Origin of the sequence: Microbacterium sp. SL62, from assembly GCF_026672635.1 — a bacterium.
In the GTDB taxonomy this organism is placed as follows: Bacteria; Actinomycetota; Actinomycetes; order Actinomycetales; family Microbacteriaceae; genus Microbacterium; species Microbacterium testaceum_A.
This window is the reverse complement of the sequence record NZ_JAPPRM010000001.1, coordinates 1,875,232-1,889,896: the sequence shown is the minus strand read 5'-3', so window position 1 is coordinate 1,889,896 and position 14,665 is coordinate 1,875,232. Positions and strand designations below refer to the sequence as shown.

The window sequence follows — 14,665 nt, the reverse complement described above, 5'->3', positions numbered from 1 at the left end:
AACCAGAACCATGAGCACTCCCACCGCAGACCTCTCGGCCGCCGGCGTCAGCATCTGGCTGGACGACCTGTCGCGTCAGCGCATCCAGTCCGGCAACCTCGCCGAGCTCATCGAGTCGCGCAACGTCTCGGGTGTCACCACGAACCCGACCATCTTCGCCGGCGCCCTGTCGAAGGGCGAGGCATACGAGGGTCAGGTCAAGGAGCTGGCGGCCGCCGACGCCAGCATCGACGAGGCGATCTTCTCGATCACGACCGACGACGTGCGCGACGCGTGCGACATCTTCCTGCCGGTCTTCGAGGCCACGAATGGCGTCGACGGTCGCGTGTCGATCGAGGTCTCGCCCGATCTCGCCCACGACACCGAGGGCACCATCGCCCAGGCGAAGGGCCTCTCGGCCCGTGTCAACCGCAAGAACGTGCTGATCAAGATCCCCGCCACCAAGGCGGGCCTGCCTGCCATCACCGAGGTCATAGGCGCCGGCATCTCGGTCAACGTCACGCTCATCTTCAGCCTCGAGCGCTACGAAGAGGTCATCGACGCCTACCTCGCCGGTGTCGAGAAGGCGCAGGCCGCCGGTCACGACATCTCGACCCTGCAGTCGGTGGCGTCGTTCTTCGTGTCGCGCGTCGACACCGAGATCGACAAGCGTCTCGCCGCGATCGGCACCGACGAGGCCGCAGCCCTCAAGGGCAAGGCGGGCATCGCCAACGCCCGCCTGGCGTACGAGCTGTTCGAGAAGAAGTTCGCGGAGGACCGCGCCAAGAAGCTGCTGGATGCCGGCGCCACCGTGCAGCGTCCGCTCTGGGCCTCGACCGGTGTGAAAGACCCGGCGCTGCCCGACACGCTCTACGTCACCGAGCTCGTCGCCCCCGGCACCGTGAACACCATGCCGGAGAAGACGCTCGAGGCCACCTTCGATCACGGTGTGATCGAGGGCGACACGGTCACCGGTGCCTACGCCGAGGCGCACGAGGTGTTCGACCGCCTGGCCGCGGCCGGCGTCGACGTCGCCGACGCGACGCAGGTGCTCGAAGACGAGGGAGTCGAGAAGTTCATCGCCTCGTGGCACGAGCTGCAGGACACCGTGAAGACCGCGCTGCAGGCCGGAAGCGCCCAGGCCGCGCAGTGACTCTCGCCGTCAAGGTCACCGGCCACGTCAAGTCGGTCGTCGACGCGGAGCTGCCGGGCCTGACCGGCTCGCTCATCGCGTCGGGGATCACGGCGGCCGACCCCACCCTGTGGGGCGCGGCGGCCGAGGACGAGGCGTCGCGTCGACTCGGGTGGGTGCGGGCGGTCACCGTCTCGCGCCCGCTCGTGGCCGAGATCACGGCCCTGCGCGACGAACTCGTCGCGCAGGGCGTGACCCGCGTCGTCCTCGCCGGAATGGGCGGATCCTCGCTCGCTCCCGAGGTCATCGCGCAGTCGGCGGGCGTGCCGCTCGTCATCCTCGACTCGACCGCTCCGGGCCAGGTGCTCGCCGCGATCGACGGCGACGCCGAGTCCGGCGGTCTCGAGCAGACCGTGCTGGTGGTCTCGAGCAAGTCGGGCTCGACCATCGAGACCGACTCCGCCAAGCGGGCCTTCGAGGCCGCCTTCCGCGACCTCGGCATCGACCCCGCCGGTCGCATCGTGGTGGTCACCGACCCCGGCTCGCCGCTCGAGCAGTCGGCTCGCGCCGACGGCTACCGGGTGTTCACCGCCGATCCGACCGTGGGCGGACGCTACTCGGCGCTCACGGCGTTCGGGCTCGTCCCCACGGGCCTTGCCGGCGTCGACATCGAGGACCTCCTCGACGAGGCGGATGCCACTCTGCTCGAGGTCGCGATCGACTCCCCCGAGAACCCGGCCCTCGTGCTCGCCGCGGCGATCGCGGGCGGCGGGGCACACCGCCGCGACAAGCTCGGTCTGGTCACCGACGGCACCCACATCATCGGCCTACCCGACTGGATCGAGCAGCTCGTCGCCGAATCGACCGGGAAGGAGGGCAACGGCATCCTGCCCGTCGTCCTGCTCCCCGTGTCGCCCGAGCTCGAGACGAAGCCCGACGACCTGCAGGTCGTGCGGTTCGTCGATGACGCCGAGGCATTCCACCTGTTCGAGCGGCACACCGGCGAGGTGCTCATGAGCGGTTCGCTCGGCGCGCAGTTCGTCGTGTGGGAGTACGCCACCGCGATCGCCGGCCGACTGCTCGGGATCGATCCCTTCGATCAGCCCGACGTCGAGTCGGCGAAAGAGGCGACGCGCGGCCTGCTCGACGCGCAGCCCGCTCACACCGCCCCGGTCTTCGTCGACCGCGGCGTCGAGGTGCGCGTGTCCGACCCCGCCCTCGCGGGGAGCGGCACGGTCGCGGGCGTCCTGGAAGCGCTGTGGCGGACGGTCCCGGCCGATGGCTACGTCAGCGTCCAGGCGTACGTGAACCGTCTCGAGCTGGCGCAGCTCGCGGGACTCCGCGAACTCGTGGCGGCCGACTCGGGTCGCCCCACCACGTTCGGCTGGGGACCGCGGTTCCTGCACTCCACCGGACAGTTCCACGAGGGAGGACCCGCCAGCGGCGTGTTCCTCCAGATCATCGAACGCACCGATGTCGACCTCGAGATCCCCGGTCGACCGTTCACGTTCGGACAACTCATCCAGGCACAGGCCGCGGGCGACGCGAGCGTGCTGGCGGAGGGCCACGGCCGTCCCGTCGTCACGCTGACGCTGACCGACCCGCAGGTCGACGTGCTCTCACTCTTCGAGGCGGCGCAGTAAAGCATGGTCGTAGAGATCACTCCGGGTCACAATCCGTTGCGCGATCCCGAGGATCGCCGTCTGAGCCGGATCGCGGGGCCCAGCGCCCTCGTGATCTTCGGCGTCACCGGCGACCTCTCGCGCAAGAAACTCATGCCGGCGGTCTACGACCTCGCCAACCGCGGCCTGCTGCCCCCGGGCTTCGCGCTCGTGGGCTTCGCGCGCCGCGACTGGGAGGACCAGGACTTCGCCGAGGTCGTGTACGAGTCGGTGAAGAAGTACGCCCGTACGGAGTTCCGCGAGGAGACGTGGAAGGAGCTCCTCGAGGGCATCCGCTTCGTCCAGGGCGAGTTCGACGACCCCGAGGCGTTCGGTCGTCTGCGCGAGACCGTCGACAAGCTCGACACCGAGCGCGGCACGATGGGCAACCACGCCTACTACCTCTCGATCCCGCCGAAGGCCTTCCCGCTGGTCACCACCCAGCTGAAGGCGTCGGGTCTCGTGGGCGACGACGAGACGAAGACCTCGGGCTGGCGCCGCGTCGTCATCGAGAAGCCGTTCGGTCACGACCTCGCCTCGGCGCGCGAGCTGAACGAGGTCGTCGAGAGCGCATTCCCCGCCGACGCGATCTTCCGCATCGACCACTACCTCGGTAAAGAGACGGTGCAGAACATCCTCGCGCTCCGCTTCGCGAACGAGCTGTACGAGCCGATCTGGAACCGCAACTACGTCGATCACGTGCAGATCACCATGGCCGAGGACATCGGCGTCGGTGGTCGCGCCGGGTACTACGACGGCATCGGCGCGGCGCGCGACGTGATCCAGAACCACCTGCTGCAGCTGCTCGCGCTCACGGCGATGGAAGAGCCCATCAGCTTCAACGCCGCCGACCTGCGCGCCGAGAAAGAGAAGGTCCTGGCCGCGGTCCGCGTGCCCGAGAACCTCGCCGAGGCGACCGCTCGCGGTCAGTACGCCGGCGGCTGGCAGGGCGGCGAGCAGGTGCTCGGCTTCCTCGAGGAAGACGGCATGAACCCCGAGTCGGTCACCGAGACGTACGCGGCGATCAAGCTCGAGATCAACACCCGCCGCTGGTCGGGGGTCCCCTTCTACGTCCGCAGCGGAAAGCGTCTGGGTCGCCGCGTGACCGAGGTCGCCGTGGTGTTCAAGCGCGCGCCGCAGCAGCTGTTCTCGCAGAGTCAGACGCAGGAGCTGGGGCAGAACGCCCTCGTCATCCGCGTCCAGCCCGACGAGGGCGTGACGATCCGCTTCGGATCGAAGGTCCCCGGCGACGGCACCCAGGTGCGCGACGTCACGATGGACTTCGGCTACGGGCACGCCTTCACCGAGGCGAGCCCCGAGGCCTACGAGCGCCTCATCCTCGACGTCCTGCTGGGCGATCCGCCGCTGTTCCCCCGGCACGAAGAGGTGGAGCTCAGCTGGAAGATCCTCGACCCGATCGAGGAGTTCTGGTCCGCCCAGGGCGGTCCGCTCGAACAGTATTCGCCCGGTTCGTGGGGTCCGGCATCCGCCGACGAACTCCTCGCCCGCGACGGTCGCACCTGGAGACGCCCGTGATCATCGATCTGCCCGACACCACCGTCAGCGCCATCTCGAAGAAGCTCGTCAGCGTGCGCGAAGAGGGCGGCGCCGTCGCCCTCGGCCGCGTGCTGACGCTCATCATCGTCACGCACCACGGCGCCGAAGAAGAGGTCATCGAAGCGGCCAATGACGCCTCCCGCGAGCACCCGATGCGCGTCATCGCCGTGCTGTTCGGCGACGACGACGACGAGCCCCGCCTCGACGCCCAGATCCGCGTGGGCGGCGACGCCGGCGCGAGCGAGGTCGTGGTGCTGCGCGCCCACGGCGCCGCGGGCTCGAACGCCGAGAGCCTCGTGACCGGCCTGCTGCTCCCCGACGCCCCGGTCGTGGCCTGGTGGCCGGCCGACGCGCCCGAGGACCCCTCGCACTCCGCGATCGGTCGGATCGCGCAGCGTCGCATCACCGATGCGTCGTCGCAGGCCGACCCGGCCGCCTGGGTCGCCCGACTCGGCGAGCACTACTCCCCCGGTGACACGGACTTCGCGTGGACCCGTGTGACGCGTTGGCGCGAGCAGCTCGCGGCCGTGCTCGATCAGCCCCCGTACGAGCCCGTCACCGCGATCGAGGTCCGCGGTGCCGCCGACTCCCCCTCCACCGCCCTGCTGGCGGCCTGGTTGGGGATGAAGCTCGAGGCTCCCGTCGACTACGCCTACCTGCCGGCCGAGGAGTGGGCGAGCGGCATCAAGTCGGTGCGTCTCACCCGTCCGAGCGGCGACACGCTGCTCGAACGGCCCGAGGCGGGGGTCGCGGTGCTCACGCAGCCCGGTCAGCCCACCCACGACCTGGCGTTCCCGCGCCGTACGTTGCGCGAGTGCCTCGCCGAGGAGCTGCGCCGCCTCGACCCCGACCTCCTCTACGGTCGCGTGATCACCGAGGGGCACGACCTGCTGCTCGCCGCGAGCGAGCGGGACGACGCATGACCGACAACGGCTCGGTCAAACAGGTCATCATCAAGCCGGATGCCGAGACCCTCGCCTCGTACGTCGCCACGCGCTTCGTGAACCGCATCGTCAAGCGGGTCGCCGAGGGCAAGCGCATGCACGTGTGCCTCACCGGGGGCACGATGGGCGGAGCGGTGCTGCGCACCGCGGCGAAGGACGCGCGGGTCCACGAGGTCGACTGGTCGCTCGTGCACTTCTGGTTCGGCGACGAGCGGTTCGTTCCGCGCGACTCGGACGACCGCAACGAGAAGCAGGCCCGCGAGGCGTTCCTCGACCACCTCGACATCCCGGCCGAGAACATCCACACCGTCGCCTCGAGCGAGGACGGTCTCGACCTCGATGCCGCGGCAATCGCGTACGCCGACGAGCTGGCGCAGTTCGCTCCCTCGGACCGCAGCGAGACGGGACCCTGGCCCGCTTTCGACATCTGCTTCCTCGGGGTCGGACCCGACGCGCACATCGCCTCGCTGTTTCCCGATCGTCCCGAGATCTCGGTGACCGATCGGGCCACCGTCCCGGTACGCAACTCCCCCAAGCCCCCGAGCGACCGCGTCTCGCTGACGCGGCCGGTCATCAACTCGTCGAAGCGCGTGTGGATGGTCGTCGCGGGCGCCGACAAGGCCGCCGCCCTGGGTCTCGCCCTCGCCGGTGCGAGCTATCAGAGCGTTCCCGCGGCCGGGGCGAAGGGCCGCCGTCGCACGGCGTTCTTCGTCGACGAGGTCGCGGCCGATCAGGTTCCGCCGCAGCTCATCGACCGCGAGTACTGAGGAGCGGGAGCTCGCCCGACGGGGACTGTCCCCTGCACGCGCCTCGAGTTCACACGTTCGAGCCGGAGGACCGGATGCCACACGGCATCCGGTCCTCTGCGTTGTCCGCGCACGTCTGTAGGGGACTTCCACCCATTGTCTTCCGCGTGGCGCCGATTTACTCTCTTCGTGGGGGGCATCCTGGTCCGTTCGGCGAGGCTCGATCCGTGAGGGTCGATCCGCGACGAACGGCCGACGCAGTAGGGAGCGTTCGGATGCCATTTGTCGGTCGAGATCGAGAGTTGCACGTCGCCGCGAACCTGATCGGTTCGGGCAGCGGCTCCGCGGGTTTGTTCGTCGGTGAAAGCGGGTCGGGCAAGTCCGCCCTGGCACGCGAGGTCGCCGCGCGCCACGACGCCGTGGTGGTCACGGCCAGTCCGAGCGAGCGCATGTGGCCGCTCTCGGGCGTGACCGCGGTGGTGGCGGCGCTCGACGACGGGCGACGAGATGCGGTCGACAGCGTCCTGTCCCGCGGCGGTGACTGGCCGGAGCACCTCCTCGCCGAGGAGATCAGTCGCACCCTGCACCTGCTGCGAGCCGATCCGTGCGTCGTCGTCGTCGACGACCTCGATGAGATGGACAGCGCGAGCATCACCGTGCTGTCGTACGTCTTCGGACGCCTCCGCGGCACCGGTGTCAGCGTCATCGCCACGAGCGGCTCGTTCGAGGGACGCCACGACTTCGCCGGAATGCTGCAGACCCGTATCCAGCGGCTGTCGTTCGACGAGTCCGTCGATCTCGCGCGGACCGTCCTCGGGGCGGGTGCCGACCGCGCCGTGCTGCGGATCGTGGCCGACCTCGCCGCCGGCGATCCCGGCGTGCTGGTGGGGTTGCGCCTCACCCCCGCCGAGGCCAACGGCGACGAGCCGCTCAGCGTTCCGCTACGCGTGCGCGAGCAGCGACCCCACCGGCGGCAGCAGCGGGAGTGCCGCGTCATCGACCCGCGCTGGGCGCACGTGCTCGATCTGCTCGCCGTGGGTCCCGTGTACGGCCTCGACCGGCTGCGCGCCACCGCCGGCGAGCACGACGTCGACATCGACGATCTGCTCGACCACGGCATCGTCTCCGTCCACGGCGGTCTCGCCCGCATCGCCGACCCGGCTCGCCGACTGCGCCTGCACGCCGGACTGACCCCGGAGGAGCGTCGCGCCCTGCACGCACGGGGAGCGGCCGACCACGCCGGCACGTACCCGGCGACGCGACGCTGGCACGAGAGCTTCCTCGACCCGGCCGCCGATCGCGGCGCACTCCTCGAGGGTGCCATCCGGCTGGCCCGCGACGCCGAGACCACGGCCGCCGTCGAGTTCGCCGAGCGGGCCTTGGCCGGCGAGATCGACGAATCGCGTCGCTGCGAGCTCCTCGTCGACCTCGGCGAGGCGCTCGTGCTCGGCGGGCACGACCTCCTCGGTCAGCACTACCTCCGACGGGCCGGGGTGAGCGCCGATCCCGCGACCCGCACGCGCGCCGCGATCGCCCGCCTCCGCGCGGTCGCGGCGGTGGATCACACGGTCGACGACAGCGTGCTCGATCAGGTCGATCCGCTCGTGGGCGCCGAGGCCGCGGCATCCGAGAGGCTTCTCTGCGAGAGCGCCTGCCTGCACCTGCACCGCGGCGAGGTCGACCTGGCCGTCGAAAGGATCGCCCTCGCCGTGAAGCTCGGCGTCGCGTCCACCCAGACGGCGCTGCTCGCCGGTATCGCCGAAGAAATGGGCGGGCGCTCCCACGCCGCGGCGGCCATCCGTCTCGAAGACGACGGCGACGACGTCCAGATCCACCACGCCCTGCTGTACGCGGGGCTCACCCTGCTGCGCGAGGACTACAGCACGGCCCGACGGATCATCCGCGCCGAGCTCGACCGTTCCCCGCGACACGCGCCGATGTGGCGAGAGCACCTTCTGCGTCAGCTCGTCACGGTCGAGGTCCGTGCCGGAGACCCGATCGCCGCGCGCGACGCCGTCGTCGCGTGGCAGCGCGAGTGGATCCCGGGACGCAGCACCGACGCCGCCAGCACGCTCATCCTGGCCGCCGAGGCGGCGATGCACGAACCGCCCACCGGTGCCGCCGATCTCATGGAGCAGGGGCGGGAACGAGCCCGTCGCGAAGGCGCGAGTACCCTGACGCCGTGGTTCGCGGCGATCGAGGGGGCCCTCGCCCTCGGCGAGGGGCTGTACACCGAGGCCATCCTGCACCTGCGCGAAGCCCGCGCCCTCCACGCCGACGACGACCCCGCCGTGATGCGTCTCGACGCCGACCTCATCGAAGCCCTCTGGCTCGACGCTCGACACGACGAGGCCCGCGAAGAACTGCAACGCCTCGAGCGCGCGGCCGCCGATTCAAAGAGAAGATGGACCCACCTCGCCCTCGCGCGCTCGCGGGCCGTCTGCCGGTCCGCCCGCGAGGGCGCGGCGGCCTTCCGTGACGCGGAAACGCTCTTCCGCGGCGACGACTCCCCTCTCGAGCGGGAACGCCTCCGCCGGGCGGAGGAACGGTGCCTGCCGGACGTCCGCGTGTCGGCCGTCCGCGCGATCGGTGGCGACGTCGTCCCGAGCCCCCGACCGGGTCGGAACGCGCGAGAACTCACCGGCCACGAACGGGAGGTCGTCGCCCTCGTCGAGCGCGGGCTGCGCAACCGCGAAATCGCGGCGGCCCTGTTCATCTCGCTCCGCACGGTCGAGCTGCGCCTGACCGGCATCTACCGCAAACTCGGCATCACCTCACGGGTACAGCTCGTGGCCCACCTTCGCGGAGCGGCGAGCTGAGCGGAGCGGTCGCCGGTTCGGGCGACGGCTGCGACATCCGGCGATCGGGGCTGCGCCAGCGCCCGTCGGACGGGCGCCCGAGCGCGGCGACGAGGGCGCGCAGGCACAGGGTCGCATCCCACACCCGCAGGAGAGGGAACACGAGCATCCGGGGATGCGGGCGCGTGCGCGACACCGCACAGGTGAACGCGCTCATGACGAGGTCGACGATCAGGAACCCCGCGGCCAGGGGAAGCACCGGAAGGGCCGCGGCCACCCCGGCCGCCGTCGCCGCTGCGGCACCGTCGGTGGTCGCCGCGACCACCGCCGCCACAGCTCCGACGACCAGGAGCGGAAGCATCGCCACCAGGACCAGGCTCGACACCACCGTCTCGATCGCGAAGACGCCGACCGCTGACCAGAAGAGACCCGGATGGGGTCCGTGGCGGCGCACCGTCTGCCAGAACCCCAGGCTCCAGCGCCGGACTTGCGCCGAGTAGTCGCGCAGCACCGCGGGATCCTGTGTCTCGGCGACGGCGCACTCCGGGTGGAAGGCGATCCGCCCGAGCCTCTTGGCGTGGACCTCGAAGGTCATGTTGAAGTCCTCGATCGACAGCCCGGGGGCGTCGATGTCGATGCGATCCAGCACCTCGGTGCGGTACAGGCTGGCGAACCCGGGCACGATCGCCACGGCATCCGCTCCCCGCGCCGCCTGCCCGAACTTGTGCAGGTACTGCGTGCACACGTAGGTGCGCTCGCGATACGAGGTGAGTAGGCGCCCCACGCCCGTGGGCGGAGAATCCGCCGACGTGGTCGCCCGACCGGCCACAGCGACGACACCGTCGTCCGTGAACTGCGGAAGCGCGGTACGCAGGTAGTCGGGGCGGGGCCGGGAGTCCGCGTCGAGCAGGAGGAGCAGGGGGAACCGCTCCGGGATCCGGAAGTGGTCGAGACCCGCCCGGATGGCGCCCGCCTTCCCCCGATTCGGTGTGAGGTCCCACGCCTCGGCACCGGCGGCCCGCGCCCGTTCGACGGTGTCGTCGCGGGAGCCGTCCGACACGACGAACACGTTGCCCGCGGGCACGAGCCGGCGCGCCGCACGCACGGCGTCGGCGATCACGAGCTCCTCGTCGTGCGCCGCGATGAGGATCGCCACCTCGGCGCTGCGGAAGTACATCGACGGGTTCAGCAGCGCGGCGGACGGTCGACGCTCGGCGACGAGACGGCACACCGCCGCCGTGCCCCACACGAGCGTCGAGACGCCGATCGTGCACACCGCGACGAGCACGACGAGTGCAGGGGTCATGGCATCCCACCTCTTCGGGTCGAGGGTTCGGGTCGCGCCTCCGGATCGGGCGACCGGATGACGCATCGAAGGCGACCGTACGTGACCCGGCGCTCGTCGAGGCCGCCTCGACCCGCAGTTGCGGTTGCGGTTTCCCGCAGATCGCGATGCGGGGAGCGGGACCCCGCAGGATCGTCCGCGATTGCTTGACCCGACCCGCGCCGACGACGCACTGTGATTCCCGGATCAGCGTCGATACCCGATCGGACGCCGTCCCACCACCCGAAATCGTCCGAGGGGGCGCTGCATTTCCCCCGCCGCCCCCTCGGACCCTGCCTTGGAGGATGAAGATGTCCACTCTCGATGTCTGGGCCGACGTGATGACCACGCCGCGGCCCCCGGCTCCCGCCCCGACGCGGACGTTCGACTTCGACGTCGCCATCGTCGGACTCGGGTACGTGGGCCTGCCGACCGCCCTGGCCTATCACGCCAGCGGGTCGCGCGTTCTCGCCCTCGACGTCTCGCCGCGCCGCCTGCGCGACATCGCCGCGCGCAGCGCCGACCTCATCGACTCCGACCGGGAGCGCCTCGAGACCGCCCTGCACGCACCGGCGGGCTTCCGGCTCACCAGCGACACCTCCGAGCTCGGCCGCGCGGCCGCGATCGTCGTGTGCGTCCCCACGCCCGTCGACCACCAGCAGGTCCCGGACCTCACCGCGCTCCGGGCGGCGTGCGCCACCGTCGTCGCCGCCGTCCGGCCCGGGCAGCTCGTCATGCTCACCTCGACCACGTACGTCGGCTGCACCCACGACCTCGTCGAGAAGCCGCTCCGCAAGCGCGGGATGCAGATCGGACGCGACGTCTTCGTCACCTTCAGCGCCGAACGCATCGACCCCGGCAACGTGGGCTTCGCCCAGGAGATCGTCCCCCGCGTGGTCGGCGGAGCCACCGCGCAGTGCGAAGAAGAGGGCGCGCGCCTGCTCGCCCGCTACGCGGCGCGCGTGCACCGGGTGTCGAGTCTCGCCACCGCCGAGATGACGAAGCTGCTCGAGAACACCTTCCGCGCCGTCAACATCGCCCTCGCCAACGAGTTCGCCGACATCTGCGGTGCCCTCGACGTCCCCGTCACCGAGGTGATCGAGGCCGCAAGCACCAAGCCCTACGGCTTCATGGCGTTCTACCCCGGCCCCGGCGTCGGCGGACACTGCATCCCGTGCGACCCGCACTACCTGCTCTGGCAGCTCAAGGCGCTGCACGTCGACGCGGGCGTCATCACCGAGGCCATGACGCGCATCGCCGCCCGCCCTCGCCGTGTCGTCGACCGCATCCGCGATGTCCTCGGACGCGCCGGCAAGGGCACTCTCGGAGCCCGCGTGCTCGTCGTCGGCGTCACCTACAAGCCCGACGTCGCCGACCTGCGCGAATCCCCCGCCCTCGAGATCATCGACCACCTGATCGACGTGGGCGCCGAGGTGCAGTACGTCGACACCCACGCCCCGCACATCCGCCTCGATTCCGGGCGGGAACGCGATTCGCTGCCCGACCCGGCGGCCTTCCATCCCGACATCGTGCTCGTGCACACCCGCCACCACGACGCCGACCTGGGCTGGCTCGACGGCGACGCGGTCGTCGTCGACGGCACCTACCGCAGCGCCGACATCGCGGGGCGGGTGCTCCTGTGAGCGGCGTGACGGTCTACCCGGGCTCCGCCTCGCCTCGGACTCGCACGCTGGTCACCGGGGGCGCAGGGTTCGTCGGCAGCCACCTCGTCGAGCACCTGCTGACCCTGGGTGACGAGGTCGTCGTCCTCGACGACCTCTCGACCGGCTCGGCACGCAACCTCGCGGGCGTCGCCGACAACCCCCGCCTCGAGATGATCCACGGATCGATCCTCAACACCAAGACGGTGGGCGCGGCGATGCAGGGATGCGACCGCGTGTTCCACCTGGCCGCGGCCGTGGGGGTGAAGCTCATCGTGGAGCAGCCCCTGCGGGGTCTGCGCATCAACATCCACGGCACCGAGAACGTGCTGACGGCGGCCATCGAGCACCAGGCCTCGGTGCTCATGGTGTCCACGAGCGAGGTGTACGGCAAGAACACCGCCGATCGCCTGCGCGAAGACTCCGACCGCGTCCTCGGCGACCCGCTGCTCTCCCGTTGGACCTATGCGGGGGCGAAGGGCATCGACGAGGCCTTCGCCAAGGCCTACTGCGATCAGGAGGGCCTCGACGTCTCGATCGTCCGCCTGTTCAACACCGTCGGGCCCCGCCAGACCGGTCGCTACGGCATGGTGCTGCCCAACCTCGTGGGGCAGGCCCTGCGTGGCGCTCCCCTCACCGTGTTCGGCGACGGCCAGCAGACGCGCTGCTTCTCCGCGGTCGAGGACGTCGTGCCCGCGATGGTGCTCATCGAGAGGGACCCGCGCGCACGGGGTCAGGCTTACAACCTGGGCGGCGCGCGCGAGATCTCGATCTTCGAGCTCGCGACCGAGATCATCCGCACCCTCGACAGTCGGAGCACGATCGAGCTCGTCCCCTACGAGCAGGCGTACGCCCCCGGCTTCGAGGACATGCGGCGCCGCGTCCCCGACAACACCAAGGCGCACGACCTCGTGGGCTACGAGCCGCACACCTCGCTGACCTCGACGATCATGCGAGTCGCCGCCGACCTGCTCTCGCGCGAACGCCTCGGCTCCGACGCCATGCCGCTGGCCGGCGCGGGCGCTTTCCGCGGGGTCCTCTGATGTGCGGCATCACCGCGTACCGCGGTCCGACGTCCGCCGCCTCGCGCGCCCGCAGCGCCCTCGAGCGTCTGGAGTACCGGGGCTACGACTCCGCGGGCATCGCCGCGCGGTACGTCGACGGCACGGCCCTGCACGTGCGCACCCTGAACGGCGTGGCATCCCTCACCGACGCAGTGCGTTCGGGCGAATCGGGGACGGATGCCACGACCTCAGCGATCGGTCACACCCGCTGGGCCACCCACGGCGGGGTCAGCGAGCGCAACGCCCACCCGATCGAGGACTGCAGCGGTCGGTTGTTCCTGGTGCACAACGGGATCATCGAGAACGCCGATCTGCTGCGGGCGCAGCTCGTCGCCGACGGGCACCGGTTCGCCACCGACGTCGACAGCGAGGTGATCGTCCACCTGCTCGAGCAGGCGTTACGCCCCGGGGTGGGGCTCGGCGACGCCCTCGCCGACATCGTCACGCGCCTCGAGGGGTCGTGGGCGATCGTCGCCCTCGACAGCCGGTCGGGATCGCTCGCGGGAACGGCGCACGGTTCCCCCCTCATCTTCGCTGAGGGCGAAGAGGGGGTCTACTTCGCGAGCGACGTGGGTGCGATCACTCCGGTGGTCGAGACGTTCCGCGTGCTGGAGGACGACGACGTGGTCGAGGTGGACGCGGGAGGCATGCGGTGGCACCGCGCGGGCGGCAGTTGTCGCCCGCGCGGACTGTGGCCCGTCCCGCAGACGGCGTACCTGTCCAGCAAGGGACGCCACCGCGACCACATGGGCAATGAGATCGACGAGCAGCCCGCCGTGGCGCGCCGCGTGCTCGAGGTCCTCACCCCCGGGATCGCCGACGGCATCCTGTGGCGAGGGGCGGGCCTTCCCCCGCTCGACGAGGTCGATCGGGTGACGGTCATCGGGTGCGGGACGTCGCTGCACGCGGGCCGTGCGGTGGCCGGGGTGTTCTCCCGCCTCGGCGGCCTCCCCACCCGCACGCTCGTCGCGAGCGAGGCGGCGCACGAGGTCTGGGAGCCGCGCACGCTGGTGATCGCGCTGAGCCAGTCGGGTGAGACGGCCGACGTCCTACGGGCGCTCGACGGCCTCCCGGCCCGCGGGCGCACCGTGTTGGCCCTGACGAACAACCCGTCGTCGACGCTGGCCCGTCGCGCGGATGCGACGCTCGATTGCCTCGCCGGTCCCGAGATCGGGGTTGCCGCCACGAAGACGTTCGTCGCCCAGGTCCTGACGGGTGCCTGCCTCGCCCTCTCGGGGTTGTCGGTCTCGTCGCGGGCCGACGCGATGGCCCTCGACGGCGACCTGCGCGCGCTCGCCGCGACCCCGGAGGCCCTGTCGGCCGCTCTCGACACCTGGCGCGGCCCCGCGGCGAAGATGGCCGCCGAGTTCGTCAACGCCCCCGGCTTCCTCATCCTCGGCCGCGGCTCCGGTCTGGTCTATGCCGCCGAGGGGGCGCTCAAGCTGAAAGAGCTGTCGTACCGGTGGACCGAGCACCAGCCCGCGGGCGAGCTGAAGCACGGCCCTCTCGCCCTGGTGGACGCCGGCACTCCGGTGTTCGTCGTCGACAACGGCGATCCACGGCTCGACGTCGACGTCGCCGAGATCCTGGCCCGCGGCGGCCGCGTGCTTCGCGTGGGAGAACGCGTGCTGAATGTCGGCGGCATCCCCCTGCACCTGCCGCGGACGGGCCCCTCGTGGGGACCGCTCGAGACGGTGGTGCCCCTGCAGATGTTCGCTCGCGAGCTCGCCCTGCGCCTGCGCCGCGACGTGGACAAGCCCCGCAATCTCGCGAAGTCGGTGACGGTCTCGTGACCGGCC

The 14,665-nt window shown here is 71.1% G+C and carries 10 protein-coding genes; 9 read left to right on the top strand and 1 reads right to left on the bottom strand.

Translation table 11 applies throughout. From position 1 onward, the window contains the following. Window positions 1–10: 10 nt before the first annotated feature. The 6 genes from tal (at window position 11) to OVA26_RS08960 (ending at window position 8,838) form a co-directional block, all read left to right on the top strand. On the top strand, window positions 11–1,132 hold the full coding sequence (gene tal / locus OVA26_RS08985; RefSeq protein ID WP_268103876.1) for a transaldolase: 1,122 nt from the start codon (window positions 11–13) through the stop codon (window positions 1,130–1,132). Beyond that, on the top strand, window positions 1,129–2,754 hold the full coding sequence (locus OVA26_RS08980; RefSeq protein ID WP_268103875.1) for a glucose-6-phosphate isomerase: 1,626 nt from the start codon (window positions 1,129–1,131) through the stop codon (window positions 2,752–2,754). Before tal ends, OVA26_RS08980 begins: the two co-directional genes overlap by 4 nt. A gap of 3 nt (window positions 2,755–2,757) precedes the next feature. After that, window positions 2,758–4,308, top strand: coding sequence for a glucose-6-phosphate dehydrogenase (gene zwf, locus OVA26_RS08975; protein ID WP_056232160.1), 1,551 nt, complete (start codon window positions 2,758–2,760; stop codon window positions 4,306–4,308). Further along, a complete protein-coding gene (locus tag OVA26_RS08970; RefSeq protein ID WP_056232163.1) occupies window positions 4,305–5,252 on the top strand; it encodes a glucose-6-phosphate dehydrogenase assembly protein OpcA in 948 nt (315 codons plus the stop codon). Before zwf ends, OVA26_RS08970 begins: the two co-directional genes overlap by 4 nt. Next, window positions 5,249–6,040: a 6-phosphogluconolactonase gene (gene pgl / locus OVA26_RS08965; RefSeq protein ID WP_268103874.1), complete on the top strand. Its 792-nt coding sequence runs from the start codon at window positions 5,249–5,251 to the stop codon at window positions 6,038–6,040. Before OVA26_RS08970 ends, pgl begins: the two co-directional genes overlap by 4 nt. A gap of 254 nt (window positions 6,041–6,294) precedes the next feature. Further along, window positions 6,295–8,838 carry a helix-turn-helix transcriptional regulator gene (locus OVA26_RS08960; protein WP_268103873.1) on the top strand — a complete coding sequence of 848 codons (2,544 nt, stop codon included), beginning with the start codon at window positions 6,295–6,297 and terminating at the stop codon, window positions 8,836–8,838. Here the strand turns inward: OVA26_RS08960 and OVA26_RS08955 are convergent. Continuing rightward, window positions 8,789–10,123 carry a glycosyltransferase family 2 protein gene (locus tag OVA26_RS08955; RefSeq protein WP_268103872.1) on the bottom strand — a complete coding sequence of 445 codons (1,335 nt, stop codon included), beginning with the start codon at window positions 10,121–10,123 and terminating at the stop codon, window positions 8,789–8,791. The genes OVA26_RS08960 and OVA26_RS08955 overlap by 50 nt on opposite strands. Window positions 10,124–10,452: 329 nt before the next feature. Here OVA26_RS08955 and OVA26_RS08950 point away from each other — a divergent pair, with 329 nt between their 5' ends. The 3 genes from OVA26_RS08950 to glmS are packed head-to-tail and all read left to right on the top strand — an operon-like array spanning window position 10,453 to window position 14,659. Then, entirely contained in the window at window positions 10,453–11,784 is a 1,332-nt protein-coding gene (locus tag OVA26_RS08950; RefSeq protein WP_268103871.1) for a nucleotide sugar dehydrogenase, read from the top strand. Beyond that, a complete protein-coding gene (locus OVA26_RS08945) occupies window positions 11,781–12,845 on the top strand; it encodes an NAD-dependent epimerase/dehydratase family protein (RefSeq protein ID WP_268103870.1) in 1,065 nt (354 codons plus the stop codon). The genes OVA26_RS08950 and OVA26_RS08945 overlap by 4 nt, the downstream gene beginning before the upstream one ends. Beyond that, on the top strand, window positions 12,845–14,659 hold the full coding sequence (gene glmS / locus OVA26_RS08940; protein ID WP_268103869.1) for a glutamine--fructose-6-phosphate transaminase (isomerizing): 1,815 nt from the start codon (window positions 12,845–12,847) through the stop codon (window positions 14,657–14,659). The genes OVA26_RS08945 and glmS overlap by 1 nt, the downstream gene beginning before the upstream one ends. Window positions 14,660–14,665 lie beyond the last annotated feature (6 nt).